Below are 25,792 nucleotides of genomic sequence, written 5' to 3' on the forward strand. Positions count from 1 at the left end.
GCCGTCGCGACGCCCGCCACCCCGCACGCCGATCGCACGCACCGAACGCCGCTCCTTCTCCCACGGAGATCCATCAGAAGGGCCCTAGCCCGCTTCCGGCCCGTGTCGGGCTCAGCCCTGCTGCGGCTCGCTGTTGATCACCGCGAACCGGGCGCCGTACGGGTCGGCCAGCTTGGCCATCCGGCCCACCCCCTCCAGCGTGGTGGCCGGCATCCGCACCCTGCCGCCCGTCTGCTGGGCCTTCTCGACCACCGCGTCCGGGTCCTCCACCTCGAAGTACGGCAGCCAGTACGCGCCCACCTGCGCCTCGGCCGGATCCTCGGCCAGCGGCACCATCCCGCCGACCATCGACTTTTCGTCACCGCCCGCCGGGTTGACACAGGTGTAGGTCCCGCCGGGGAACGGGGCTCCGGAGGTCTCAAGACCCAGCACCTTGCGGTAGAAGGCGGCGGCCGCCGCGATGTCCGCGGTGTACAGCTCGACCCAGCACAGCGCACCCGGTTCGCCCGCCACGTCGACCCCCTTCCTCGACGCGGGCTGCCAGATGCCGAAGGGCACGCCCGCCTGGTCGGAGAGGAGCGCCACCCGGCCCTGGTCCAGCACGTCCGTCGGCTGGAGGAGGACACCGCCGTGCGCCTGCTCGGCGGTCTTGGCGGTCGCCTGCGCGTCGTCGCTCCGGAAGTACACCGTCCAGGCCGGCGGGCCCTGCTCCGGTGCCGTCTGCACACCGCCGGCCACGATCCGGCCGTCGAGCTGGAAGAACCCGTAACCGCCGGCGTCGGGTCCCGCCGACTGGAACCGCCAGCCGAAGAGACCGCTGTAGAAGGAGACGGCGCCGTCGATCTCGGGCGTGCCGAGGTCGATCCAGGTGGGAGCGCCGTGGACGAAACGGGTGGTGAGCATCATCGCCCTCCTCGTAAGGGGCCCGCTTTCTGCTCCACCGAGTCTTCCACCGCCCACGGACAATCAGGGCCGGACCACGCCCACCGAACCGGATCCGCCCCGCGCGCCGCCGTGCACGAGCGTGGCACGCGGGCGCATCATCGACACCGGTGCGGTGGGCCGGACCCGCGTTGAGCGGGCGTTGATCGAACGTTTTTCACCGCACGGCACGATCCTGGCCATGCACTTCGACACCATGACCATGCCCCGCACGCCCGTCCCGGCCTGGCAGGCGCAGGCGCTGTGCGCGCAGACCGGGGGCGACTTCTTCTTCCCCGAGCCCGGCAGCTCGGTGCGCGAGGCGAAGCGCATCTGCGGTATGTGCGAGATGCGTTCCGCCTGCCTGGAGTACGCGCTGGACAACGACGAACGCTTCGGGGTCTGGGGCGGCCTGTCCGAGAAGGAACGCCTGCGACTGCGCCGGGCGTCCCGCTGAACCCACGCCACGGCGGGTGCCCCCGCCCGCCGTCCCCGGGGGGTCAGGCGCCCGCGCGGGCCGCCATCCGGGCCTTGCGCGCGGCCAGCTTCTCGTCGAACTTGAGTGCTTCCGCGTTCAGGCCGCCCAGGAACAGGCCGAGTTCCTCCTGCGCCTTGAGCCCCTCCGGGCCGAGACCGTCGATCTCCAGGACCTTCAGGTGGCGCAGCACCGGCTGGAGCACGTCGTCGTGGTGGATGCGCATGTTGTAGACCTCGCCGATCGCCATCTGGGCGGCGGCGCGCTCGAAGCCGGGGATGCCGTGGCCGGGCATCCGGAAGTTGACCACGACGTCCCGCACCGCCTGCATCGTCAGGTCGGGGGCCAGTTCGAACGCGGACTTCAGGAGGTTGCGGTAGAAGACCATGTGCAGGTTCTCGTCGGTCGCGATGCGGGCCAGCATGCGGTCGCAGACCGGATCACCGGACTGGTGGCCGGTGTTGCGGTGCGAGATACGGGTCGCGAGCTCCTGGAAGGCCACGTAGGCGACCGAGTGCAGCATCGAGTGGCTGTTGTCCGACTCGAAACCCTCGCTCATGTGCGACATCCGGAACGCCTCCAGCTTGTCCGGGTCGACCGCGCGCGAGGCGAGCAGGTAGTCACGCATGACGATGCCGTGCCGGCCCTCCTCGGCGGTCCAGCGGTGCACCCAGGTGCCCCAGGCGCCGTCCCGGCCGAACAGCGAGGCGATCTCGTGGTGGTAGCTGGGCAGGTTGTCCTCGGTGAGCAGGTTCACCACCAGGGCGATCCGGCCGATCTCGGTGACCTTGGACTGCTCCTTCTCCCAGGCCTGCCCGTCCTCGAAGAAACCGGGGAAGTTACGGGCGTCGGTCCAGGGCACGTACTCGTGCGGCATCCAGTCCTTGGCGACCTTCAGATGGCGGTTCAGTTCCTTCTCGACCACTTCCTCCAGGGCGTACAGCAGCCGCGCGTCGGTCCAGGCGGACGAGCTGCCGAGGTGGGGAGAAGTGATCGTCACGAGAACTCCAGGGGGACGCCGAACAAGGGGAAGGAACGCGAGAGAACCGGCGAGCGGGGCCGGGAACCTACGAGATCGTAGGCTACGAATCCGTAGGTTACGAAGCCGTAGGTTAAGTGCGCTGTAAAGATCGCTGATCAGGTACTGTGCCCGCGGCGAATCGGGACATGTCAACCGGCTCCGGGACCCGCAGGTCCCAGGCCCGGGGAGGCGAATCGATCACCCGTCAGACGTACAGCTCCCGCAGTCGGACCGAGAGGCACGTCACACATCCTTCCAGCTTCTCGAACTCGGAGATGTCCACCGTGACGACGTCGTGGCCGAGATCGGTCAGCAACTCCGCGGTCTTCGGGGCGCTCGCCGACATCAGCAGCTTGCCGCCGCCGAGCAGCACCACGTGGGCGCCCGCGTCCTCGGGCACCGCCAGGAAGCCGGGGAACAACGAGGGCCGGTCCACGTTCGGGATGTGCCCGAGAACCGTTCCGTCGGGGAGCGCGGTCACCGCCGACTTCAGGTGCAGCACCCGGCTCACCGGTACCGCCACCACCCGGGCGCCCAGCGGTTCGAAGGCGGCCCGCAACTGCTGCACCCCGGCCGCGTTGGTCCGCCCGCCGCGGCCGACGTAGACGGTGTCGCCCGCCTTGAGGACGTCACCGCCGTCCAGGGTGCCCGGCTCCCAGATCCAGTTGACCGAGCAGCCGAGGCGGGCCACCGCCTCCTCGACGCCCGCGGTCTCGGCCCGCCGGGACTCGGCGCCGGGCCGGGTGATCAGCGCCACGTTCCGGAACATGACGACCGTGTCCTCGACGAAGACCGAGTCCGGGCAGTCGTCCTCGGGATCCACCTCGATGGTCTCCCAGCCGTGCGCGCGCAGTGTCTCCACGTACGCCTCCCACTGCTCCCGGGCGAGCCCGGCGTCGACCTTCTCCCGCTCGATGTGCGTCACCAGGCCATCGGCGAGGCGCGGGCTGGGGCGGCGGACGAGGGCCTTCTTGCTGGGCACGTCGGGTCTCCGGGGTCGGGGGGCGCGGTCCGGCACCCGTCGTGGGGGTGCCGGACCGCCATCATGCAGGGCGGGCCCGTGTCGACAAAACCCCTGTCGTCAGGCTGCGCCCTCGCCGAGACGTGCCACCTCCTCCGGCGTGGTGGCCGTCAGCCCGCCGTCCGCCATCAGCAGCCAGCGGGTGATCCCGATCGACTCCAGGAACGGCACGTCGTGACTGGCCACGACCAGGGCCCCCTGGTACGACTCCAGGGCCGTGGTCAGCTGCCGGACGCTCGCCATGTCGAGGTTGTTCGTCGGCTCGTCCAGCATCAGCAGCTGCGGGGCGGGTTCGGCCAGCAGCAACGCGGCCAGGGCGGCCCGGAACCGTTCGCCGCCGGAGAGCGTGGCCGCCTTCTGGTCGGCGCGGGCGCCCCGGAACAGGAAGCGCGCCAGGCGCGCCCGGATCCGGTTGTTGGTGGCGCCCGGCGCGAACCGGGCCACGTTCTCCACGACGCTCGCCTCGTCGTCGAGGACGTCGAGGCGCTGGGGCAGGAAGCGCAGCGGCACATGGGTGCGCGCCTCGCCCGCGAGCGGCGCCAGTTCACCGGCGATCGTGCGCAGCAGCGTCGTCTTGCCCGCGCCGTTGCGCCCGATCAGCGCGATCCGCTCGGGGCCGCGCAGATCCAGGATCCCCTCGACCCGCGAACCGTGGGCCAGCTCCAGGTTCTCCAGGGTGAGCACGTTCCGGCCCGGCGGCACGGCCGTGTACGGCAGTTCGACGCGGATCTCGTCGTCGTCCCGTACCGCCTCCACCGCCTCGTCGAGCCGTTCCCTCGCCTCGGCGAGCCGCTCCTCGTGCATGATGCGGTGCTTGCCGGCCGACTCCTGCGCGGCCCGCTTGCGCGCCCCCATGACGATCTTGGGCTCGCGTTTCTGCTCGTACATCTTCTGCCCGTAGCGCTTGCGGCGGGACAGTTTGACCTGGGCGTCGGAGAGTTCGCGCCGCTGTTTGCGGACGTCGGCCTCCGCGACCCGCACCATGCGCTCGGCCGCCTCCTGTTCGGCGGCGAGGGCCTCCTCGTACGCCGAGAAGTTGCCGCCGTACCAGGTGACCTCCCCGGCGTGCAGGTCGGCGATCTGGTCGACCAGGTCGAGGAGTTCGCGGTCGTGGCTGACCACGATCAGCACGCCCGGCCAGGAGGTGACGGCCGTGTACAGGCGCTTGCGGGCGTACAGGTCGAGGTTGTTGGTGGGCTCGTCGAGCAGCAGCACGTCCGGACGGCGCAGCAGCAGCGCGGCCAGCCGCAGCAGCACCGACTCGCCGCCGGACACCTCGCCCACGGTCCGGTCCAGGCCGATGTGGCCGAGCCCCAGTTCGCCGAGGGTGGCCAGGGCGCGCTCCTCGACGTCCCAGTCGTCGCCCAGGGCCTCGAAGTGCGCCTCGGACGCGTCACCCGCCTCGATGGCGTGCAGCGCGGCCCGCCGGGCGGCGATGCCGAGCACCTCGTCGACCCGCAGCGCGGTGTCCAGCGTGACGTTCTGCGGGAGGCAGCCGACCTCGCCGGCCACCTTCACGGTGCCGTCGGACGGGGTGAGTTCGCCGGCGACGAGCTTCAGAAGGGTTGACTTCCCGGATCCGTTGACGCCGACCAGACCGGTGCGGCCGGGTCCGAAGGCGACGTCCAGGTCCTCGAAGACGGCGGAGCCGTCGGGCCAGGAGAAGGAGAGAGCGGTACAGGTGACGGAAGCATACATAAGGGCGCCTCGCGGTTGCTTGCGGTGTCGGGGGCAAACGCGTGTCGAGACACCGCGGGGCAGCAGCCGAGGGGCCGGGAAGAGGTCCCGCGCCGGAGGACGGCTCGTACGCCGAGGTCGAACGCCACAGACACACCTCACGGGTGTGACGCGGTGTCTCAGGACCTCAGACGAGCAACGTCCTTCTCCAATCGACGGCAACAGGACGTGGAACAGGTTAGGAAGACGCCGGGAGGAGTGTCAAAGGAATTGAACGGAATCAGGCCCGTGCGGGCACGGCGGTGGTTCAGCAGGCGTCGCGCATCAGTTCGGCGAGGTCGTGGTCCAGGTCCAGCCGGAGGTGTTCGAGACCGGTCGGCACCAGGTCCCCGGTGGCCTCCAGGAACCGGGTGATCTCACTCGTGCGCACATGGACGACGGCGGTGCCCTCGGGGGCGTGGAACTCCAGCACCGTCCGGTCGTACCCGTACGGCCGCACCCGTACGTCCCCTTGGCCCTCCGGGGCGTGCAGCCCGGCCGCCAGCAGCTCGCGGGAGAACGTCCAGCAGACGTCGACACCCTCCAGGGTGGCCGGCGCCGGGAAGGTCATGCGGACGGCGAACGGATCGTCACGGTCGTAGTGCAGGGTGGCGGGAATGCGCTGCATGCGCGGCGACGCGGCGACCAGGCGGGCCTCTACGGGCTGCTCGATGACGATGGACAACGCCTTGCTCCCTCATGACGGCTGAACGAATATCCGGGCGGGTGAGACCTGGCACTGGAAGAGACGACGGACACGGGCCATCCGTGCACATGAAGTGCGAGTGACCTCTGTCACCGGGCTTATTCACACCGTCGGTTTACCTCTGGTGGGGCGGCCGTGCCCTCTTTACGCCACCGGGACGGTGGGCTAGCTTCGCGCGCCATGAGGCGTATGGGGATCACGCGACGGACCGGACGGATACGACGGACGAGGCGGGTGGCGGCTGTGGGGGTGGCGTGCACGGCGGCCCTGGCGGCGCTGACCGCCGGTTCCGCGCGGGCCGCGACTCCCGCGCCGCACTGGGCGCTGAAGGACACCGGCACCCCGGACGTGCGCTTCCGGGGCCTGGCCGCCGTCGACCGGGACACCGCCTGGCTGGCGGGCACCGGCGGCACCGTGCTGCGCACCACGGACGGCGGTACGCACTGGCGGAACGTCTCGCCGCCGGGCGCCGGCGACCTCCAGTTCCGGGACGTCGAGGCGTTCGACGCCCGCCACGCGGTGGTCCTGGCCATCGGCGAGAGCGAGGCGTCCCGCGTCTACCGCACCGAGGACGGCGGCACGACCTGGACCGAGTCGTTCCGCAACACCGACCCGGCGGCGTTCTACGACTGCCTGGCCTTCTTCGACCGCCGCCACGGCCTCGCCGTGAGCGACCCGGTCGACGGCAGGTTCCGCATCCTGTCCACCGGCGACGGCGGCCGCACCTGGCGGGTGCTGCCGAACGCCGGCATGCCGGCCGCCCTGGACGGCGAGGCGGGCTTCGCGGCGAGCGGCCAGTGCCTGGTCACCTCCGGGCCCGAGGACGTCTGGCTGGCCACCGGCGGCGGCGCACGCGCGCGCGTGCTGCACTCCGCCGACCGCGGACTGACCTGGACCGCGGCCGACACCCCGATCCCGGCGGGCGACCCCGCCAGGGGCGTCTTCGCCCTCGCCTTCCGCGACCGCGTCCACGGCCTCGCCGTCGGCGGCGACTACCGTGCGGGCCAGTCCTCCCCGCGGGCGGCCGCGGCCACCCCGGACGGCGGCCGGAGCTGGCGGCCCGCCGCCACCCCGCCGCCCGGCTACCGCTCCGGCGTCGCCTGGCTCCCGCACAGCCGCACGGCCGCCCTCGCCGTCGGCCCCACCGGCACCGACCTGACCACGGACGGCGGCCGTACCTGGCGGACCGTCGACACTGGCTCCTACGACACCGTGGCCTGCACCCCGGACCTCAGCTGCTGGGCGGCCGGCGAACAGGGCCGGGCGGCACGTCTGGAGGGCTGACCTCCCAGGTACCCGACGTCGGCACGCCACGAAGGGAGTGGTCGTCATGCCGTGCGGTCGACGAGAGCTCTGAGTGTCCCGCCGCGGCCGGGGCGGCCCCGTGGCCGCACGCGCGCGTGCCGCGCCGTACGCTCGGGGCCACCATGACGACCGTACGCGCACCCGCGGGCTGGCCCGCGACCGAGGAAGCCGCCCTGGCGGTTCAGGACGAACTGCGGGGGCGGGTGATCCTCGACGAGCCGGGACCCGCGCCCGGCACCGGGCACGTCACGGGCGTGGACGTGGCCTACGACGACGAACGCGACCTGGTCGCGGCGGCCGCCGTGGTGCTGGACGCGGCGACCCTGGAGACCGTCGCCGAGGCCACCGCCGTCGGCCGGGTCTCCTTCCCGTACGTGCCGGGTCTGCTCGCCTTCCGCGAGATCCCCACCGTACGGGCCGCTCTCGACGCCCTGCCCTGCCCGCCCGGGCTGGTCGTCTGCGACGGCTACGGCCTCGCCCACCCGCGCCGCTTCGGCCTCGCCAGCCACCTCGGAGTCCTCACCGGCCTGCCCACCATCGGCGTCGCCAAGAACCCGTTCACCTTCGCGTACGACGACCCGGGCGCCCCGCGCGGCAGTCACGCGCCGCTGCTCGCGGGCACCGAGGAGGTCGGCCGCGCCCTGCGCACCCGGGACGCCGTCAAACCGGTGTTCGTCTCCGTCGGCCACCGGGTGAGCCTGGACAACGCCTGCGCCCACACCCTGGCGCTCACCCCGAGGTACCGCCTGCCGGAGACCACCCGCCGCGCGGACGCGCTGTGCCGCGGGGCGCTGCGGGAAGCCCGGTCCGAGTAGCGAATCTGAGTACGAGTACGGATGCCGCTGTTACACGCCGACGGCAGGCTGGCCGCATGACGACACACCGTGAGTCCGTGGCCCACCCCGCCCACCGCGCCCAGCGCGACCAGCGCCCCATGACGGCCGCGCTGGTCCTCGCCGTGGTGGCGGGGCTCGCCTGGACGGCCGGGATGCTCTACACCGTGCTCCAGTGGCAGGCCTAGGGCAGCCCTGGAGGCCCGGAACCCAGGGTCACAGGGTCGCCGCCACCCGGAACCCGATCCCGGCTGCTTGCAGCCGGTCGATGAGCGCGTCGCCCATGGCCTGTGCCGTGGTGACCTGCCCGGCGGTGGTGGGCAGGTCGTCCAGGGCGAGGCAGAGCGCCCCCTCGGCGAACATCTTCGCCGTCTCGCCGTAGCCGGGATCGCCGCCCGAGACCTCCGTGAGGACGCGCCGGCCGCCGCCCTGGCCGACGAACCGCACCCTGAACCAGCTGCGCGCCCGCTTCTCGGCGCTCGGCCCCTCGCCGGGCTTGAGCCGGTCCGACAGCCAGCGCCGGGCCTGCGGCACCTGCGCGGCCGCGGCGACCGCGCCCACGGCCGCCACCCCGCCGAGCGCCACCGGCAGATGCCTGACGGCCGCGTAGTGCCGGTAGCGGAAGTCGGGGCCGTACCGGCCCAGGGCCCTCGCCGACCGGCGCACTATCTGGGGGTCGATGGTGGGCAGCGGCAGCGCCCAGGCCCCGACCTCCCGGGCGAACCGCGGCGCGCCGGCCGGCGCGGTCGCCCGCCGGCCCATCAGCCGGGGCTCGTGCCGGGCCCGGTCCCGCGCGGCGGCCGCCATCTGCCGGGGGCGCGCGAACTGCTCCAGCGCGGAGGCGAAGGTGCCGCCGGAGAAGGCCGCTTCGGCGGTCACGTAACCGTCCACCGTCAGTGGCACACCCTCCGGCAGCCGGCACACCGTGAAGTAGGCGCCCAGGTCGTGCGGCACCGAGTCGAACCCGCACGCGTGCACCAGACGCGCGCCGGTCTCCCGCGCGCGTGCGTCGTGGCGGACGTACATCAGGTCGACGAACTCGGGCTCCCCGCACAGGTCCAGGTAGTCGGCCCCGGTGTCCGCGCAGGCCGCGACCAGCTCCTCGCCGTAACGGCCGTACGGACCGACGGTGGACGCCACCACGCGCGCGTGCTCGGCGAGGGCGCGGATCGAGGCCGGGTCCGTGACGTCGGCACGCAGGAGGCCGACCTCCGAGCCGCCCGGCAGCCGCTCGCGCAGCGCCCGCAGCCTGTGTTCGTCACGGGCCGCCACCGCCCAGCGCAGGCCCTCGGGGGCGTGTGCGGCCAGGTACTCGGCGGTGAGCTCGCCGACGAACCCGGTGGCCCCGAAGAGGACGAGGTCGTAGGGACGGTCCGCGGAGGGACGGTCGGTCGATTTCAGCCTGCTCATGACACCTCTTGGTGGTCGAACCCGCGCCGTTGTCGGTGGCTGAGGCTAGCGTGAAGGGTGCGGACGCACCCCCACCGGGTATCTTGACTAAGCGCTTGCTCGTCCACTCTTGTGCCCAGTGGAACGTGTTCTTAGCATCATCGGTGTTACATCAGTTGTGTCACACGACTCCATCGGACCGGGGGCGACATGACCACGGCAGGGACGCCAGGACAGGGCCCGCTCTCCGGTGTGCGCGTGGTCGAGCTGGCCGGCATCGGACCGGGTCCGTTCGCCGCGATGCTCCTCGCCGACCTGGGCGCCGACGTGGTCCGCGTCGACCGGCCCGGCGGCCCGGGGCTGGCGATCGACCCCGCGTACGACGTCACCAACCGCAACAAACGCTCGGTGCTCGTCGACCTGAAGTCCCCGGACGGCCCCGCCCGGGTCCTCGGTCTCGCCGCCCGGGCCGACATCCTCGTCGAGGGCTACCGCCCCGGCGTCGCCGAGCGCCTCGGTGTCGGTCCCGCGGACTGCCACGCCCGCAACCCCCGATTGGTCTACGGCCGGATGACCGGTTGGGGCCAGGAGGGACCGCTGGCCCACCGCGCCGGGCACGACATCGCGTACATCGCCCTCACCGGCACCCTCGGCATGATCGGCCGACCCGACGAACCCCCGGCGGTACCCGCCAACCTCCTCGGTGACTACGCGGGCGGTGCCCTCTACCTCGTCGTGGGCGTCCTGGCGGCGCTCCACCACGCGCGCACGACCGGCACCGGCCAGGTGGTGGACGCCGCCATCGTGGACGGCACCGCGCACCTCGCCGCGATGATCCACGGCATGCTGGCCGCGGGCGGCTGGCAGGACCGGCGCGCCGCCAACCTGCTGGACGGCGGCTGCCCGTACTACGGAACCTACGAGACCGCCGACGGCCGGTACATGGCGGTGGGCGCCCTGGAGCCGCAGTTCTACGCCGAGTTCCTCGGCCTGCTCGGCGGCCTGGAGGGCCTGGCCGACGCCCGCAAGGACTGGACCCGCTGGGACGAGCTGCGCGAGCGGGTCGCCGCCCGCTTCAAGGCACGCACCCGGGACGAGTGGACGGCGGTCTTCGAGGGGTCCGACGCCTGTGTGGCCCCCGTGCTGTCCCTGGGGGAGGCCCCGCACCACCCCCATCTGGCCGCCCGCGCCACCTTCACCGAGCACGGCGGCATCACCCAGCCGGCCCCCGCCCCCCGCTTCTCCGCGACCCCCACGAGCGTGCGCACCGCCCCCGCGCAACCGGGCGCCCACACCATCGAGGTGGCCCACGACTGGGCGGTACTCACTCTGTTCACCGCCGACCCCCGCGAGGACGGCGACCCCCGCGAGGACGGCGACCCCCGCGAGGACGGCGACCCCCGCGAGGACGGCGACCCCCGCGAGGACGATGACAAGGACACCGGCTGATGGAGCTCTCGACCTTTCTCGACTACGCGGGGGACCCGCGCCGAGCCGCGGACCAGGCGGCCGCGCTGGAGGCGGCGGGCCTCGACGCGGTCTGGGTCGCGGAGGCGTACGGCTTCGACTCGCCCACCGTCATGGGCTACCTGGCCGCCCGCACCGAACGGATGAAGATCGGCTCCGCGATCCTCAACGTCTACTCGCGGACCCCCGCCCTCATCGCCCAGACGGCGGCCGGCCTCGACGCGATCTCCGGCGGCCGGGCGATCATCGGCCTCGGCGCCTCAGGACCCCAGGTGGTCGAGGGCTGGCACGGTAAGCCCTACGACAAGCCGCTCGGCCGCACCCGCGAGACCATCGAGCTGACCCGGCGGATCCTGCGCCGCGAAACCATCGACCACCACGGCATCACCGACATGCCGCTTCCGGGCGGCCTCGGCAAGCCACTGAAGATCCTCACCAAGCCGGTCCGCCCCGAGGTCCCGCTCTACGTCGCCTCCCTCGGCCCCGCCAACGTCCGGATGACCGCCGAGATCGCCGACGGCTGGCTGCCCACCCTGTTCATCCCGGAGAAGGCCCGGGACGTCTGGGGGACCCCGCTCGGCCAGGGCGCCGCCCGGCGCGACCCGGCCCTCGGCGAGCTGAAGATCGTCGCCGGCGGACTGCTGGCCATCGGCGAGGACGCGGCCGCCGCCCGCGACCTCGCCCGCCCCAGGATCGCCCTCTACGTCGGCGGCATGGGCGCGCCCGGCAAGAACTTCTACAACGACCTCGCCGTCGCCTACGGCTACGAGAAGGAGGCCCGGCTCATCCAGGAGCTGTACCTCGACGGCCGGCACCGGGACGCCGCGGCGGCCGTACCGGACGAGTTCTGCGAGCTCATATCCCTGTGCGGCCCCGAAGGCTACGTCCGCGAGCGCATCGAGGCCTTCCGCGAGGCCGGCGTGACCATGCTGGACGTCACCCCCGTCGGCCCGGACCCGGCCCGCCTGGTCGAGACCGTCAAGAACTGGCTCTGACCCCACCCTCGCCCTGCGTGAACCCTCGTTGAAAGGCTTGTCAGTGAGCACCGAAGCGTATGTGTACGACGCGATCCGCACCCCGCGCGGCCGCGGCAAGGCGAACGGCGCCCTGCACGGTACGAAGCCCATCGACCTGGTCGTCGGACTCATCCACGAGCTCCGGGGCCGCTTCCCGGGCCTCGACCCCGCCGCCATCGACGACATCGTGCTCGGTGTCGTCGGCCCGGTCGGCGACCAGGGCTCCGACATCGCGCGGATCGCCGCCATCGCCGCCGGACTGCCCGACACCGTGGCAGGCGTCCAGGAGAACCGCTTCTGTGCCTCCGGCCTCGAGGCGGTCAACATGGCGGCCGCCAAGGTCCGCTCCGGCTTCGAGGACCTCGTCCTCGCCGGCGGCGTCGAGTCGATGTCCCGGGTGCCGATGGCCTCGGACGGCGGCGCCTGGTTCAACGACCCGATGACCAACCTGGCCGTCAACTTCGTCCCGCAGGGCATCGGCGCCGACCTGATCGCCACCATCGAGGGCTTCTCACGGCGGGACGTCGACGAGTACGCCGCGCTCTCCCAGGAGCGCGCGGCCACCGCCTGGAAGGAGGGCCGATTCGACCGCTCCGTGGTCCCGGTGAAGGACCGCGCCGGCCTCACCGTCCTCGACCACGACGAGCACCTGCGGCCCGGCACCACCGCCGACTCCCTCGCCAAGCTGAAGCCCTCCTTCGCCGACATCGGCGAACTCGGCGGCTTCGACGCGGTCGCCCTGCAGAAGTACCACTGGGTCGAGAAGATCGACCACGTCCACCACGCGGGCAACTCCTCCGGCATCGTCGACGGCGCCTCCCTGGTCGCCATCGGCTCCCGGGAGATCGGCGAGCGCTACGGCCTCACCCCGCGGGCGCGGATCGTCTCGGCGGCCGTCTCCGGCTCCGAACCGACCATCATGCTCACCGGCCCCGCCCCGGCCACCCGCAAGGCCCTCGCCAAGGCCGGTCTCACCATCGACGACATCGACCTGGTCGAGATCAACGAGGCGTTCGCGGCGGTCGTGCTGCGCTTCGTGAAGGACATGGGCCTGTCCCTGGACAAGGTCAACGTCAACGGCGGCGCCATCGCGCTCGGCCACCCGCTGGGCGCCACCGGCGCGATCATCCTCGGCTCGCTCGTCGACGAGCTGGAGCGCCAGGACAAGCGCTACGGCCTCGCCACGCTGTGCGTGGGCGGCGGCATGGGCATCGCCACCATCGTCGAGCGCGTCTGAAACCCCCGGCGGAACCAACAGACCTCACGGAGACACGAGCCATGACCGAGAGCACCACCATCCGCTGGGAACAGGACGACACCGGCGTCGTCACCCTCGTCCTCGACGACCCCGACCAGTCCGCCAACACCATGAACGCGGCCTTCGTCGAGTCCCTCGCCGCCGTCGCCGACCGGCTGGAGGCCGAGCAGGACTCGATCCGGGGGATCGTCCTCACCTCCGCCAAGAAGACCTTCTTCGCCGGCGGCGACCTGCGTGACCTCATCCGGGTCACCCCCGAGACCGCCCAGGACCTCTTCGACGGCGGCCTCGCGGTCAAGCGCAACCTGCGCCGGATCGAGACCCTCGGCAAGCCGGTCGTCGCCGCCATCAACGGCGCGGCCCTCGGCGGCGGCTTCGAACTCGCCCTCGCCTGCCACCACCGCGTCGCCCTCGACACCCCCGGCACCAGGATCGGCTGCCCCGAGGTCACCCTCGGCCTGCTCCCGGGCGGCGGCGGAGTCGTCCGCACGGTACGCCTGCTCGGCATCGCCGACGCCCTGCTGAAGGTCCTCCTCCAGGGCACCCAGTACAACGCCACGCGCGCGCTGCAGAACGGCCTCGTCCACGAGGTGGCCGCCACCCCGGAGGAAATGCTGGCCAAGGCGCGCGCCTTCATCGACGCCCACCCCGAGTCACAGCAGCCCTGGGACAGGCCGGGCTACCGGATCCCCGGCGGCACCCCCGCCAACCCCAAGTTCGCCGCCAACCTGCCCGCGTTCCCGGCGACCCTGCGCAAGCAGACCAACAACGCGCCCTACCCGGCGCCGCGCCGCATCCTCGCCGCCGCCGTCGAGGGCAGCCAGGTCGACTTCGAGACCGCCCAGGTCATCGAGGCCCGCTACTTCGTGGAGCTGGCCGCCGGACAGATCTCGAAGAACATGATCCAGGCGTTCTTCTTCGACCTCCAGGCCGTGAACTCCGGCGCCAACCGCCCGCAGGGCATCGAGCCCCGCAAGGTCACCAGGGTCGCCGTGCTCGGCGCGGGGATGATGGGCGCCGGGATCGCCTACTCGTGCGCCCGCGCGGGCATCGACGTCGTCCTCAAGGACGTCTCGATCGCCGCCGCGCAGAAGGGCAAGGACTACTCCGAGAAACTGTGCGCCAAGGCCGTGGCCAAGGGCCGTACCAGCCAGGAGAAGGCGGACGCGCTGCTCGCCCGGATCACGCCCACCGCGGACCCGCAGGACCTCGCCGGCTGCGACGCCGTGATCGAGGCCGTCTTCGAGGACACCGCCCTCAAGCACAAGGTCTTCCAGGAGATCGAGTCCGTCGTCGCCCCCGACGCGCTGCTCTGCTCCAACACCTCCACGCTGCCCATCACCGCCCTCGCCGAAGGTGTCGAGCGCCAGGCCGACTTCATCGGGCTGCACTTCTTCTCGCCCGTCGACAAGATGCCGCTCGTCGAGATCATCAAGGGCGAGCGCACCGGCGACGAGGCCCTCGCCCGCGCCTTCGACCTGGTCCGGCAGATCAGCAAGACGCCGATCGTCGTCAACGACTCGCGCGGCTTCTTCACCTCCCGGGTGATCGGCCACTTCATCAACGAGGGCGTCGCCATGGTCGGCGAGGGCATCGAGCCCGCGTCGGTCGAGCAGGCGGCGGCCCAGGCCGGCTACCCGGCCAAGGTGCTCTCCCTGATGGACGAGCTCACCCTCACCCTGCCCCAGAAGATCCGCCGTGAGTCGAAGCGGGCCGTCGAGGAGGCGGGCGGCACCTGGCAGGCGCACCCGGCGGAGGCGGTCGTGGACCGCATGGTCGACGAGTTCGGCCGCCCCGGCCGCAGCGGGGGAGCGGGCTTCTACGACTACGCCGAGGACGGCAGCCGCACCGCCCTGTGGCCCGGTCTCCGCGAGCACTTCACCAAGCCGGGCCACGAGATCCCGTTCCGGGACATGCAGGAGCGGATGCTCTTCGCCGAGGCGCTGGACACCGTCCGCCTGCTGGAGGAGGGCGTCCTCACCTCGGTCGCGGACGCCAACATCGGCTCGATCTTCGGCATCGGCTTCCCGGGCTGGACCGGCGGCGTCCTCCAGTACGTCAACGGCTACGAGGGCGGCCTCGCGGGCTTCGTGGCCCGCGCGCGCGAACTCGCCGAGACCTACGGCGAGCGCTTCACACCGCCCGCGCTGCTCCTCGCCAAGGCGGAGAAGGGGGAGACCTTCACCGACGCCCGCTGACGTCCGGGTCCGCACCGGGCTCGCCGCCCTCCTGAGGGGCGGCGAGCCACTGGTGCACCTCCGCCCGGAGCGACCGCTGGAACGTGGTCAGCAGTGCCTGCACCACCAGCGGCCGCATGTGGGCGGAAAGAGACTTCACGTCCTCCTCGGCCCGCTCCGCGACCTCCGCCCGCAACAGCTGGGACAGCTCGTGGGCCGCCGCCCGCGAGTGCTCGATCAGGACCGTGCGCGCGGCCAGGATCGCCTTCTCGGACAGCGGCACGTCGAGAAGCCGCACGGCCAGCCGGAACAGACCGGGGTCGACGCGGTAGGCGTCGCCGTCGGGCCGTACGACGTCCATGGCGACGAGCCGCTCGACGTCCGGCCCGTCCAGCGGGCGCCCGGCCCGGCGCCGCAGTTCCGCCGCGGTCACCGTCTCCTCGGCGTCCGGGGCCCAGGAGGCGACCGCGGCGCGGTGGATGGCCAGGTCGTCGTCGCTCAGGCCCGGCGGCAGCTGCCGCAGATAGCGTTCGATCGCCGCCAGCGTCATGCCCTGGTGCTGCAACTCCTCGATCAGCGCCAGCCTGGCCAGGTGCTCCCGTCCGTAGTGCCCCACCCGGCGGGGACCGATCACCGGCGGCGGGAGCAGCCCCCTGGTGCCGTAGAACCGGACCGTGCGGACCGTGGTACCGGCCCGCGCGGCCAGTTCGTCGATCGTGAGCGCGGGCGGGCCGGACTCGCCGTCGGTGTCGGTCGTCATGTGCAGCAGTATCGCTGTCACACCGGTACTGCGACACAGTGAGAAGTCCCGCTTTGTGATCCACGTCATCGCATGTGCCCGGGGCCCGGGGGAAGGTTGCGCCTTGGTCTGTGCACCCACCGAGCGCGCCGACCGAGTACGTCCGGACAGCCGAGCGCGATCCGCTCGGGCGCACCAGAGAGTGGACCCACCTGTGAGCAAGGACGCCGTCGACACGGCACAGGCCGTCGCCACCCGGACCGACGCGGCACGGACGCCCGCGGACGCGGGCGACGCCGGCTACAGCAAGGACCTCAAGCACCGCCACGTCAACATGATCGCCATCGGCGGTGCGATCGGAACCGGCCTCTTCCTGGGCGCCGGCGGACGCCTGCACAACGCCGGCCCGGCGCTCGCCCTCGCCTACCTGGTCTGCGGCGTCTTCGCCTTCTTCGTGGTCCGGGCCCTCGGCGAGCTGGTCCTGTACCGCCCCTCCTCCGGATCCTTCGTGTCGTACGCGCGCGAGTTCCTCGGTGAGAAGGGTGCCTACGTCGCCGGCTGGATGTACTTCCTCAACTGGTCGACGACCGGTATCGCCGACATCACCGCGATCGCGCTCTACACGCACTACTGGAGCATGTTCACGAGCATCCCCCAGTGGACGCTCGCGCTGATCGCCCTGGCCGTGGTGCTCGCGGTGAACCTGATCTCCGTGAAGATCTTCGGAGAGATGGAGTTCTGGTTCGCGATCGTCAAGGTCGCCACCCTGGTCGGCTTCATGCTGGTCGGCATCTTCCTGCTGGCCACCCGGCACAAGGTCGACGGCACGACCCCGGGCCTGAGTGTCATCACCGACCACGGCGGGATCTTCCCGCACGGCCTGATGCCGGTCGTCCTGGTCATGCAGGGCGTGATCTTCGCGTACGCGGCCCTGGAACTCGTCGGCGTCGCGGCCGGCGAGACCGCCGAGCCGGAGAAGGTCGTGCCGCGCGCGGTGAACTCGATCATGTGGCGCGTCGGACTCTTCTACGTCGGTTCGGTCGTCCTCCTGGCCCTGCTGCTCCCCGGCTCGGTCTACTCGGCCGACGAGAGCCCGTTCGTCACGGTCCTCTCCAAGATCGGCATCTCCGGCGCGGGTGACGTGATGAACCTGGTGGTCCTCACCGCCGCGATGTCCTCCCTCAACTCCGGCCTGTACTCGACGGGCCGCATCCTGCGCTCGATGGCGGCGGCGGGCTCCGCCCCGAAGTTCACGGCCCGCATGAACCGCAGCCAGGTCCCCTACGGCGGCATCCTGCTGACGTGCGCGGTCTGCGTGCTCGGCGTCGGGCTGAACTACCTGATGCCCAGCCAGGCCTTCGAGATCGTGCTGAACGTGGCCTCCCTCGGCATCGTCAGCACCTGGGTGATCATCATGCTCTGCCACCTGGTCTTCGTCCGCCGGGCGAAGGCGGGCCTGGTCGAGCGCCCGTCGTTCCGCCTCCGCTTCAGCCCCTACACAGAGCTGGCCACGATCGCCTTCCTGCTGCTCTGCCTCGGCATGATGGGGAACGACCCGGAGGTCGGCCGCAAGACCCTCCTGCTCATCCCGGTGATCGCCGCACTCCTGGTGGCGGGCTGGTTCGGCGTTCGCGGCCGGGTCGCCCAGCGGTCCCACCAAAAGTAGCAGGTCAGCGCCACTGTCAGTGGCGTCGCCTAGGGTGGCGTCATGTCGGAGATCACGTACATCCGGGGGGACGCCACCGCGCCGTCGGGCAAGGGCGTCAAGGTGATCGCCCATGTCTGCAACGACCTGGGGGGCTGGGGCAAGGGCTTCGTCCTGGCGGTCTCGCGCCGCTGGCCGGAGCCGGAGAAGGCGTACCGGGCCTGGCACCGCGACCGCGCGCACAACGACTTCGCGCTCGGCGCGGTCCAGCTGGTCCGCGCCGACCGCTACACATGGGTGGCCAACATGATCGGCCAGCGCGGCACCAGAACGGGCAGCAAGGGCGTCCCGGTCCGCTACGAGGCGATCGACACGGCGCTGGCCACCCTGGCCGACCGAACCCTCGAACTCGGCGCGTCCGTCCACATGCCGCGCATAGGCTGCGGCCTGGCCGGCGGCAAGTGGTCCCGCATCGAGCCCCTGATAAACGAACGCCTGCTGTCTCGCGGAATCCCGGTCACGGTCTACGACTACGGCACCTAGGCGCCCCTTCAGGGGCGCTGGGGGTACCCCCGGCCGAAGGCTGGGGGAGGAACTGCGCGACCAGCCACAACAGGCCCGCAGCCCCCCCGCGTACCGAACCCGGCACCCCCTCAGTGCACGTAGTTCGTGGCCTCGATCTTCTTCCAGGATTTCGGCTGCACCGGAGCCACCGCGGCCGCGCCCCTGAAAGAAGCAGCCGCCGGCTTCGTCGGCTCGAACAGCCACGCGTCGAACAGCGCGCCCAGCGACTTCCCCGACACCTTCTCGGCGTACTCCTCGAAGTCCCCGACCGACGCGTTCCCGTACGCGTGCTCCTTCGGCCACCCCTTCAGGATCGCGAAGAACGCGTCGTCACCGACCGCGTTCCGCAGCGCCTGCACGGCCAGCGCCCCCCGGTCGTACACGGCGATGTCGAACTGGTCGTCGGGACCGGGATCCCCCGGCTTGACCGTCCAGAACGCGTCGTCGGCCGGATGCGACGCGTACACGTAGTCGGCGAGCTCCTGCGTCGTCCCCTCGCCCTCGTGTTCCGACCACAGCCACTGCGCGTACCGAGCGAACCCCTCGTTGAGCCAGATGTCCTTCCAGCCCTTGAGGGAGACGTCGTCCCCGTACCACTGGTGGGCCAGCTCGTGCACGACCACCGAGGTGTTGGAGCCGTTCGCGAACTGCTTCGGGCTGTAGTACACCCGGGTCTGCGTCTCCAGCGCGTAGCCGGTGGTGGTGTTCGGCACGTACCCGCCGGCCGAGGCGAACGGATACGGCCCGAAGTAGCCGGAGAGCCAGTCCACCAGCTCCCCGGTGCGCTCCACGCTCGCCCGTGCCGCCCCGTCGTTGTCCCCGAGGTCCTTGCTGTAGGCGTTGACGACCGGCACCCCGCCCTCGGATGTGCTGCTGGTGATGTCGAACTTCCCGACCGCCAGCGTGGTCAGGTAGGTCGCCTGCGGTTTGTTCTGCCGCCAGTTGTAGCGGGTCCAGCCCAGCTTCGAACTCGTCGACTGGAGCAGACCGTTGGAGATGACCTGGGTGCCGTCGGGGACGGCCACGGACACGTCGTAGGTCGCCTTGTCGAGTGGGTGGTCGTTGCTCGGGTACCACCACCAGGCCGCCTCGGGCTCGTCCGCCGCGACCGCGCCGTCCGGGGTGCGGTGCCACGTGTTGAAGCCGTACGCGGTCTTGGTCGACGGCACCCCGCTGTAGCGGACGACGACGGTGATCGGCGTGCCCTTCGCGAGCGGCGACTTCGGCGTGATCACCAGCTCGTGCTGACCGGAGGTGGTGAAGGCGGCCTGCGTCCCGTTGACCCGCACCTCGCTCACGTCCAGCAGGAAGTCCAGGTCGAAGCTGGACAGATCCTGCGTGGTCCGTGCCAGGATCGTGGCCGTTCCGGCCAGTTCATCGGTGGCCGGCTGGTACTGCAGGCGCAGGTCGTAGTGGGAGACGTCGTAGCCGCCGTTGCCGTAGTACGGGTAATAGGGGTCGCCGATCCCCGGCGCGCCGGGGCTGTAACTCGCCGCCGAGGCCGGGATCGCCAGCAGCAGGGAGGCCGCCGCGAGGACGCCCGGCGCGAAGATTCTGCGGTGCAAGTGAACTCCAGTTCGGTAGGGGGCCGGGGCGCCCCGCCACAGCGGGCCGGGACGCCACGTCGACGGAGCATGCATCTGGTGGACGGAGCACGTGCCTGTTCGGAGCCTATTCACTCCCTGTGACCCCTGGCCTGTCCATGGCCCCTGCTGTCACACGATCGCCATTCAGCCGTCATCCGATCCGACGGCGCCTCAGGCGCCCCCTTCTGCACGGGAGTTGACCGGGGTAGCGTCCGCCGCATGTCGATTCGTACGCGCTTCACGATCTGGAGACCGTTCGCCGTGGCGGCCGTCGCGGCCCTGATCGCCGCCTTCCTCACCCCGGCCACGGCCCAGGCCGCCGGTAACCCCCGGGAGAGCCGGCCCGTCTACTCGTACGCCCACGCCATCCGCGAGGCGGTCTGGGTGGACACCGGACTCGACTCCGACGGCGACGGGAAGACCGACCGCGTCGCCGCCGACATCGTCCGCCCCGCCGAACCCGCCGCCCAGGGCCGCAAGGTGCCGGTCATCATGGACGCCAGCCCCTACTACTCGTGCTGCGGCCGGGGCAACGAGAGCCAGCTCAAGACGTACGACGCCCACGGGAACATCGTCCGGATGCCGCTGTTCTACGACAACTACTTCGTACCGCGCGGCTACGCCGTCGTCGGCGTCGACCTGGCCGGCACCAACCGCTCGGACGGCTGTGTCGACGTGGGCGGCCGCTCGGACATCCGGTCCGCGAAGGCCGTCGTCGACTGGCTGAACGGCCGGGCCAAGGCGTACAGCAGCCGCACCGGCACCACCACCGTCAGGGCGACCTGGACCAACGGCCGCACCGGCATGATCGGCAAGAGCTGGGACGGCACCATCGCCAACGGTGTCGCCGCGACCGGCGTGAAAGGCCTGAAGACGATCGTCCCGATCAGCGCCATCTCCTCCTGGTACGACTACTACTTCGCCCAGGGCGCCCCGCTGTACGACTCGGGACCCGACTGGCTCGCCGACGCGGTGGAGAGCGACGCGGCCCACGCCTCGTGCGCCGCCGTCCAGCGGAAGCTGGCCGCCGGCGCCCCGCGCAGCGGCGACTGGACCGGCCTGTGGACCGAGCGGGACTACGTCAAGGACGCGGCCAAGGTGAAGGCCAGCGTGTTCCTCGTGCACGGCATGCAGGACCTCAACGTCCGCACCAAGCACTTCGGCCAGTGGTGGGACGCCCTCGCGAAGAACGGCGTCCGGCGCAAGATCTGGCTCTCCCAGACCGGCCACGTCGACCCCTTCGACTACCGGCGCGGCGCCTGGGTCGACACCCTGCACCGCTGGTTCGACCACGAACTCCTCGGCTACGACAACGGGATCGACCACGAGCCGATGGCCGACGTCGAACGCCACCCCGACCAGTGGGTGACCTCCGCCGTGTGGCCGCCGCGGGGTACCCGGGCCACCACCCTGCGTCCCGCCGCGGGCACCCAGGCGGGCGTCGGCACCCTCGGCCTGCGCACGGGCACCGGCACCGAGACCTTCACCGACGACCCGCGGCAGAGCGAGACCGACTGGGCGGCCCGGATCGCCACCCCGACCCCGGACAAGGCCGGCTTCCTCACCGCGCCGCTCACGCACGACGTGCGGCTGTCCGGTTCCTCCACGGTCACGGTCACCGCCACCCCGACCACCTCGACGGCCCACCTGACCGCCGTCCTGGTCGACCTCGGCCCGGACACCATCCGGGACTACTCCGACGCGGCCGAGGGCATCACCACGCTCACCGACCGCACCTGCTGGGGCGCGAGCACGGCCGGTGACAGCGCCTGCTTCCTGAGGACCGCGGCGAAGACCAAGGCCGTCGACTACACCGTCTTCAGCCGCGGCTGGGCCGACCTCGGCACCTACGCCGACCCCGGCAGGGGCGTCCCGCTCACCCCGGGCAGGGCGTACACGATCACCGTCGACCTCGCGGCCACCGACCACGTCGTAGCGAAGGGACACCGGCTGGCGCTGATCGTCGCGGGCACGGACAAGGACCTCATCGATCCGCCGTCCACCAGCCCGACGCTCACCCTGGACCTGTCCCGTACGGCGGCCAGGGTCCCGCTGGTCGGCGGCCCGGCCGCGTTCGCCGGCGCCACCACCGCCCGCTGGAGCGCCCCCACGACGGGTCTCCTGGGCGGCGTGCGCGCCCCGCGCACCACCCACCGCGTCCCGGCGAGCTGAGCACCGGGGCCTCGGAAGAAAGCGGTGCTAGGCAGCCGGTTTGGTGTCCACCAGGCCGGCCGCCTCCCGGGCGCACCCCCAGGCCACCGTGACCCCGGCCCCGCCGTGCCCGTAGTTGTGGACCAGCAGCCCGCCGTCCGGACGGGGTTCACGGGCCAACCGGACCGCTCCCCGGTACGGCCGCAGCCCCACCCGGTGCGCCAGGACCCGGGCCCCGGCGATCTCCGGCCGTACCGCCGCGCACCGCGCCACGATCCCGGCCGCGACGGCCGGATCCGGCTCCAGGGACCAGCCGTCCTCCTCCGCCGTGCCCCCGAGCAGCAAACCGCCCGGCTGCGGGAAGAAGTAGGCGGACGCACCCCCTTCGACCTCGTCGACGGACGTGTACCAGGTCGTGATCCCCGGGTTCTCCACCACGACCAGCTGTCCGCGCACCGGACGCACAGCGGGATCCGGCACCAGCGAACGAGCGCCGAGCCCGGTGCAGTTGACCACGACCGGCGCGGGCACCTCGTGCAGCCCGCGCACCTCCCGCTCCTCCACCGTCCCACCCGCCCGCTCCAACCGCGCCCGCAACCAGGCCAGATGGACCGGCATGTCGATCAACGGCAGTCGTGCCGCGACCCCTTCGTCGGTGTCGCTGAGCCCCGGCACCCGCGCCGCCCAGGGACCCACCTCGTCCAGCCGCAGCCCCCCGTGTACACCCTCGACCAGGCGTACGCCGGTCTCCTCCGGCCGCGCCGCCAACTCCTCGTACACCACGAGGGAGGCCAGCGCCCATTCCCCGACCAGTGCCTCCGGTTCGATGCGGTACGGCCACCACAGCGCACCGGCGACCGCCGAGGTCGTACGCCCACCGGTCTCCCGCGCCCACACCCGCACCCGGCGGCCGCCCTCGGCCAGCACCACCGCCGTGGTCAGCCCGACCACCCCGGCACCGACCACGGTCACTTCGTCGCTCAGCTCGTACGCCACGACGCGACGGTAGCCGAAGATGTCATGCCGCGCTCAGAACGTCCCGCTCTGGGGATACTCACAGCATGTCTGCCGCATACGCGACCTTCGGCCTGGCCCCGGCGACGCGCGCCGGCGGTGTCCGCGCCGACGGCGGCTACCAGCTCCACCGGGACTTCGTGGACTTCATCGTCGACGGCCGCCCGCTGCTGTTCCAGCTCTCCGATCTGGACGCCGTCTCCCCGCTCGCCTCCGACGTCCCGCCCGCGATCTTCACCGCCCAGGTCCGCTGCCTCTTACTGGAGGCCGAACCGCCGCTGCCCGGCGACCGGTACGTCATCTACGGCTGCCCCGAGTGCGAGGACCTGGCCTGCGGCGCGGTCACCGCGCTCATCGAACGGGACGGCGACGACTACGTCTGGCGCGACTTCGCCTGGCAGACCGGACCGCACGCCGACCTGGAGCTCAACGGCTACCGCGGCATCGGCCCGTTCCGCTTCCACGGTCCCGGCTACCGTGAGGCCCTCGGCGCCCTCCTGGCGGACTCCGGCCCGCCGGCCGCCCGCCGCGTCCTGCTGATCGGCGCCCGGGTCGCCCTCTTCGCCAGGCTGGCCGCCGCCCTGCGCACCATCGGCATCGGCGCCGACATCACCCGTGACGCCGACGGCGTCCCCGCCGAGGAACTCCGCTGCTACGGCGCCGTGGCCTTCGGCCCCACCGCCGGGGAGCCCGAACGAGCCGCCGTCCGCGAGGCGTTCGGCCGGGCGGGCGTGACGGTCGCGTACGTCGACGGGCTCGCCCCGATCGTCCCGCTCCTCGTCGCCCAGATCGAGCACGCGCTCGACCGCAGCCCGCTCCCGCAGCGCCGGCTCGCCCGCCTGGCCGTCGCCGCCGGCACCGCCGTCGCCGCCGGCACCGCGGTCGTCGAGGTCACCGCGCCCTGCCGGGTACGGCTCACCGCGTACCGGCTCGACCGGTTCTCCCGCCCCCGCGCCCACGAACTCTTCGACGGCGTCCTGGAACCCGGCAGCCACCGCGTCCCCCTCGACGGGAGACCGGCCAGAGGCGCGTCCTACGTCGTGGCCCGGACCACAGGCGGCGTCCTGGTGGCGGCGACGCCCCGCTGACCGGGCGAACGGGACGCGGAGCGCCCTGCCCGGACCATTAGGATCGGCCTTCTGATGACTGCCACCCTCGTCGCCAAGAACCTCGCCGCCGGGCACGGCGACCGCTCGCTCTTCTCCGGGCTCGACCTCGTCGTCGCACCCGGGGACGTGATCGGTCTGGTCGGTGCCAACGGCGCGGGCAAGTCCACCCTGCTCCGGCTGCTCGCCGGGCTCACCGCCCCCGAGCAGGGCGAGCTGCGGCTCTCCCCGCCGACCGCGACCGTCGGCCATCTGCCCCAGGAGCCGGAGCGGCGGCCGGGGGAGACCGTCCGCGCGTTCCTCGCCCGGCGCACCGGCGTCGCCGAGGCACAGCGCGTGATGGACGAGGCGACCCAGGCCCTGGTGGACGGCGCACCGGGCGCCGACGACGCCTACGGCGTCAGCCTGGAGCGCTGGCTCGACCTCGGCGGTGCCGACCTGGAGGAGCGGGCCGAGGAGGTCGCCGACTCGCTGGGCCTCGCCGTCGACCTGGACCAGCACATGACCGCCCTGTCCGGCGGCCAGGCGGCCCGCGCGGGTCTCGCCTCCCTGCTCCTGTCGCGGTACGACGTCTTCCTCCTCGACGAGCCCACCAACGACCTCGACCTCGACGGCCTGGAGCGGCTCGAACGCTTCGTGACCGGTCTGCGCGCGGGCACGGTCGTCGTCAGCCACGACCGCGAGTTCCTCACCCGCACGGTCACCAAGGTCCTCGAACTCGACCTCGCCCAGCGGCAGATCAACCTCTACGGCGGCGGCTACGACGCCTACCTGGAAGAACGCGACGTGGCCCGCCGGCACGCCCGCGAGGACTTCGAGGAGTACGCCGACAAGAGGGCCGCCCTCCAGGACCGGGCCCAGATGCAGCGCTCCTGGATGGACAAGGGCGTCAAGAACGCCCGGCGCAAGGCGTCCAACGACAACGACAAGATCGGCCGCAAGTTCCGCAGCGAGGCCAGCGAGAAGCAGGCCGCCAAGGCCCGCCAGACCCAGCGCATGATCGAACGCCTGGAGGTCGTGGAGGAACCGCGCAAGGAGTGGGAGCTGCGCATGGAGATCGCGGCGGCTCCGCGTTCGGGCGCCGTCGTGGCGACCCTGCGGGACGCCGAGGTACGGCGCGGCGACTTCACCCTCGGCCCGGTCTCCCTCCAGATCGACTGGGCGGACCGGGTCGCGGTCACCGGCGCCAACGGCGCGGGCAAGTCGACGCTGCTCGCCGCGCTGCTGGGCCGGGTGGAGCTGGACGCCGGGCACGCGGCCCTCGGCTCCGGCGTGCTGGTCGGCGAGGTCGACCAGGCTCGCAGGCTCTTCCACGGCACCGAGTCCCTGCTGGACGCCTTCTGCGCGGCGGTCCCGGACACCGAGCCGGTCGAGGTGCGCACCCTGCTGGCCAAGTTCGGCCTCAAACAGGACCATGTGCTGCGCCAGGCGGGCACGCTCTCCCCGGGCGAACGCACTCGCGCCGCCCTGGCGCTGCTCCAGGGCCGCGGCGTCAACCTCCTCGTCCTGGACGAGCCCACGAACCACCTGGACCTGCCCGCGATCGAACAACTGGAGTCCGCCCTCGACACCTACGAGGGCACCCTCCTCCTGGTCACCCACGACCGCCGCATGCTGGACGCGGTACAGGTCACCCGCCACCTGGAGCTGACCGCGGGCAAGGTCACGGAACGCTGAGCCCC

Annotated in this window: 23 protein-coding genes; 13 read left to right on the top strand and 10 right to left on the bottom strand. The window is 72.1% G+C overall.

The features are described from left to right. Positions 1 to 111: 111 nt before the first annotated feature. Both AB0958_RS28980 and AB0958_RS28985 read right to left on the bottom strand, forming a co-directional pair. Positions 112 to 903, bottom strand: coding sequence for a VOC family protein (locus AB0958_RS28980; RefSeq protein WP_366893474.1), 792 nt, complete (start codon positions 901 to 903; stop codon positions 112 to 114). 63 nt (positions 904 to 966) lie between these two features. Further along, positions 967 to 1,125 carry a hypothetical protein gene (locus AB0958_RS28985; protein ID WP_366893427.1) on the bottom strand — a complete coding sequence of 53 codons (159 nt, stop codon included), beginning with the start codon at positions 1,123 to 1,125 and terminating at the stop codon, positions 967 to 969. On the opposite strand from AB0958_RS28985, the gene AB0958_RS28990 reads away from it, so the two are divergent. After that, a complete protein-coding gene (locus AB0958_RS28990) occupies positions 1,124 to 1,378 on the top strand; it encodes a WhiB family transcriptional regulator (RefSeq protein ID WP_366893428.1) in 255 nt (84 codons plus the stop codon). The genes AB0958_RS28985 and AB0958_RS28990 overlap by 2 nt on opposite strands. A 43-nt stretch (positions 1,379 to 1,421) precedes the next feature. Here AB0958_RS28990 and AB0958_RS28995 read toward each other — a convergent pair whose 3' ends face one another. From AB0958_RS28995 to AB0958_RS29010, 4 genes are all read right to left on the bottom strand, one after another. Continuing rightward, on the bottom strand, positions 1,422 to 2,396 hold the full coding sequence (locus AB0958_RS28995) for an acyl-ACP desaturase (RefSeq protein ID WP_366893429.1): 975 nt from the start codon (positions 2,394 to 2,396) through the stop codon (positions 1,422 to 1,424). Between the two features lie 226 nt (positions 2,397 to 2,622). Continuing rightward, positions 2,623 to 3,399: a dimethylargininase gene (gene ddaH / locus AB0958_RS29000; RefSeq protein WP_366893430.1), complete on the bottom strand. Its 777-nt coding sequence runs from the start codon at positions 3,397 to 3,399 to the stop codon at positions 2,623 to 2,625. Between the two features lie 99 nt (positions 3,400 to 3,498). Continuing rightward, entirely contained in the window at positions 3,499 to 5,136 is a 1,638-nt protein-coding gene (locus AB0958_RS29005) for an ABC-F family ATP-binding cassette domain-containing protein (RefSeq protein WP_366893431.1), read from the bottom strand. A gap of 286 nt (positions 5,137 to 5,422) precedes the next feature. Then, positions 5,423 to 5,839, bottom strand: coding sequence for an SsgA family sporulation/cell division regulator (locus AB0958_RS29010; protein WP_366893432.1), 417 nt, complete (start codon positions 5,837 to 5,839; stop codon positions 5,423 to 5,425). 210 nt (positions 5,840 to 6,049) lie between these two features. On the opposite strand from AB0958_RS29010, the gene AB0958_RS29015 reads away from it, so the two are divergent. The 3 genes from AB0958_RS29015 (at position 6,050) to AB0958_RS29025 (ending at position 8,186) form a co-directional block, all read left to right on the top strand. Beyond that, on the top strand, positions 6,050 to 7,144 hold the full coding sequence (locus tag AB0958_RS29015) for an oxidoreductase (RefSeq protein WP_366893433.1): 1,095 nt from the start codon (positions 6,050 to 6,052) through the stop codon (positions 7,142 to 7,144). Positions 7,145 to 7,287: 143 nt separating this feature from the next. Then, positions 7,288 to 7,980: an endonuclease V gene (locus tag AB0958_RS29020; protein ID WP_366893434.1), complete on the top strand. Its 693-nt coding sequence runs from the start codon at positions 7,288 to 7,290 to the stop codon at positions 7,978 to 7,980. Positions 7,981 to 8,036: 56 nt separating this feature from the next. Further along, a complete protein-coding gene (locus AB0958_RS29025) occupies positions 8,037 to 8,186 on the top strand; it encodes a hypothetical protein (protein WP_366893435.1) in 150 nt (49 codons plus the stop codon). A 28-nt stretch (positions 8,187 to 8,214) separates the two neighbouring features. On the opposite strand, the gene AB0958_RS29030 is transcribed toward AB0958_RS29025, so the two are convergent. Continuing rightward, positions 8,215 to 9,408, bottom strand: coding sequence for a saccharopine dehydrogenase NADP-binding domain-containing protein (locus AB0958_RS29030; RefSeq protein ID WP_366893436.1), 1,194 nt, complete (start codon positions 9,406 to 9,408; stop codon positions 8,215 to 8,217). Between the two features lie 189 nt (positions 9,409 to 9,597). Here AB0958_RS29030 and AB0958_RS29035 point away from each other — a divergent pair, with 189 nt between their 5' ends. Genes AB0958_RS29035 through AB0958_RS29050 form a run of 4 tightly spaced genes read left to right on the top strand, consistent with a single transcriptional unit; the run spans position 9,598 to position 15,326 of the window. Then, positions 9,598 to 10,836 (top strand): CaiB/BaiF CoA-transferase family protein, encoded by a 1,239-nt coding sequence (locus AB0958_RS29035; protein WP_366893437.1) that lies wholly within the window; start codon positions 9,598 to 9,600, stop codon positions 10,834 to 10,836. After that, positions 10,836 to 11,849 carry an LLM class F420-dependent oxidoreductase gene (locus tag AB0958_RS29040; protein ID WP_366893438.1) on the top strand — a complete coding sequence of 338 codons (1,014 nt, stop codon included), beginning with the start codon at positions 10,836 to 10,838 and terminating at the stop codon, positions 11,847 to 11,849. Before AB0958_RS29035 ends, AB0958_RS29040 begins: the two co-directional genes overlap by 1 nt. A gap of 43 nt (positions 11,850 to 11,892) precedes the next feature. Continuing rightward, the gene (locus AB0958_RS29045) at positions 11,893 to 13,107 is read left to right on the top strand and encodes an acetyl-CoA C-acetyltransferase (protein ID WP_366893439.1); all 1,215 of its coding nucleotides are present in this window, start codon (positions 11,893 to 11,895) and stop codon (positions 13,105 to 13,107) included. A gap of 41 nt (positions 13,108 to 13,148) precedes the next feature. Further along, on the top strand, positions 13,149 to 15,326 hold the full coding sequence (locus tag AB0958_RS29050) for a 3-hydroxyacyl-CoA dehydrogenase NAD-binding domain-containing protein (protein ID WP_366893440.1): 2,178 nt from the start codon (positions 13,149 to 13,151) through the stop codon (positions 15,324 to 15,326). Here AB0958_RS29050 and AB0958_RS29055 read toward each other — a convergent pair. Beyond that, a complete protein-coding gene (locus AB0958_RS29055; protein WP_366893441.1) occupies positions 15,310 to 16,065 on the bottom strand; it encodes a MerR family transcriptional regulator in 756 nt (251 codons plus the stop codon). The genes AB0958_RS29050 and AB0958_RS29055 overlap by 17 nt on opposite strands. A 193-nt stretch (positions 16,066 to 16,258) precedes the next feature. Between AB0958_RS29055 and AB0958_RS29060 the strand changes: the two genes are divergently transcribed. Both AB0958_RS29060 and AB0958_RS29065 read left to right on the top strand, forming a co-directional pair. Then, entirely contained in the window at positions 16,259 to 17,710 is a 1,452-nt protein-coding gene (locus tag AB0958_RS29060) for an amino acid permease (protein ID WP_366893442.1), read from the top strand. A gap of 42 nt (positions 17,711 to 17,752) precedes the next feature. Further along, entirely contained in the window at positions 17,753 to 18,232 is a 480-nt protein-coding gene (locus AB0958_RS29065; protein WP_366893443.1) for a macro domain-containing protein, read from the top strand. 110 nt (positions 18,233 to 18,342) lie between these two features. Here the strand turns inward: AB0958_RS29065 and AB0958_RS29070 are convergent, their stop codons facing one another. After that, positions 18,343 to 19,818 (bottom strand): M1 family metallopeptidase, encoded by a 1,476-nt coding sequence (locus AB0958_RS29070; protein WP_366893444.1) that lies wholly within the window; start codon positions 19,816 to 19,818, stop codon positions 18,343 to 18,345. A gap of 240 nt (positions 19,819 to 20,058) precedes the next feature. Here AB0958_RS29070 and AB0958_RS29075 point away from each other — a divergent pair, with 240 nt between their 5' ends. Then, complete coding sequence (locus tag AB0958_RS29075) at positions 20,059 to 22,011, top strand: Xaa-Pro dipeptidyl-peptidase (protein WP_366893445.1); 1,953 nt, start codon at positions 20,059 to 20,061, stop codon at positions 22,009 to 22,011. Positions 22,012 to 22,038: 27 nt separating this feature from the next. Here the strand turns inward: AB0958_RS29075 and AB0958_RS29080 are convergent, their stop codons facing one another. After that, on the bottom strand, positions 22,039 to 22,986 hold the full coding sequence (locus AB0958_RS29080) for an FAD-dependent oxidoreductase (protein ID WP_366893446.1): 948 nt from the start codon (positions 22,984 to 22,986) through the stop codon (positions 22,039 to 22,041). A 65-nt stretch (positions 22,987 to 23,051) separates the two neighbouring features. On the opposite strand from AB0958_RS29080, the gene AB0958_RS29085 reads away from it, so the two are divergent. After that, on the top strand, positions 23,052 to 24,092 hold the full coding sequence (locus AB0958_RS29085) for an oxidoreductase (protein WP_366893447.1): 1,041 nt from the start codon (positions 23,052 to 23,054) through the stop codon (positions 24,090 to 24,092). A 54-nt stretch (positions 24,093 to 24,146) separates the two neighbouring features. Continuing rightward, positions 24,147 to 25,787, top strand: a complete 1,641-nt coding sequence (locus AB0958_RS29090) for an ABC-F family ATP-binding cassette domain-containing protein (protein WP_366893448.1) — start codon at positions 24,147 to 24,149, stop codon at positions 25,785 to 25,787. Positions 25,788 to 25,792: the final 5 nt, after the last annotated feature.

The sequence above is a fragment of the Streptomyces sp. NPDC006655 genome, assembly GCF_040703965.1.
GTDB lineage: Bacteria > Actinomycetota > Actinomycetes > Streptomycetales > Streptomycetaceae > Streptomyces.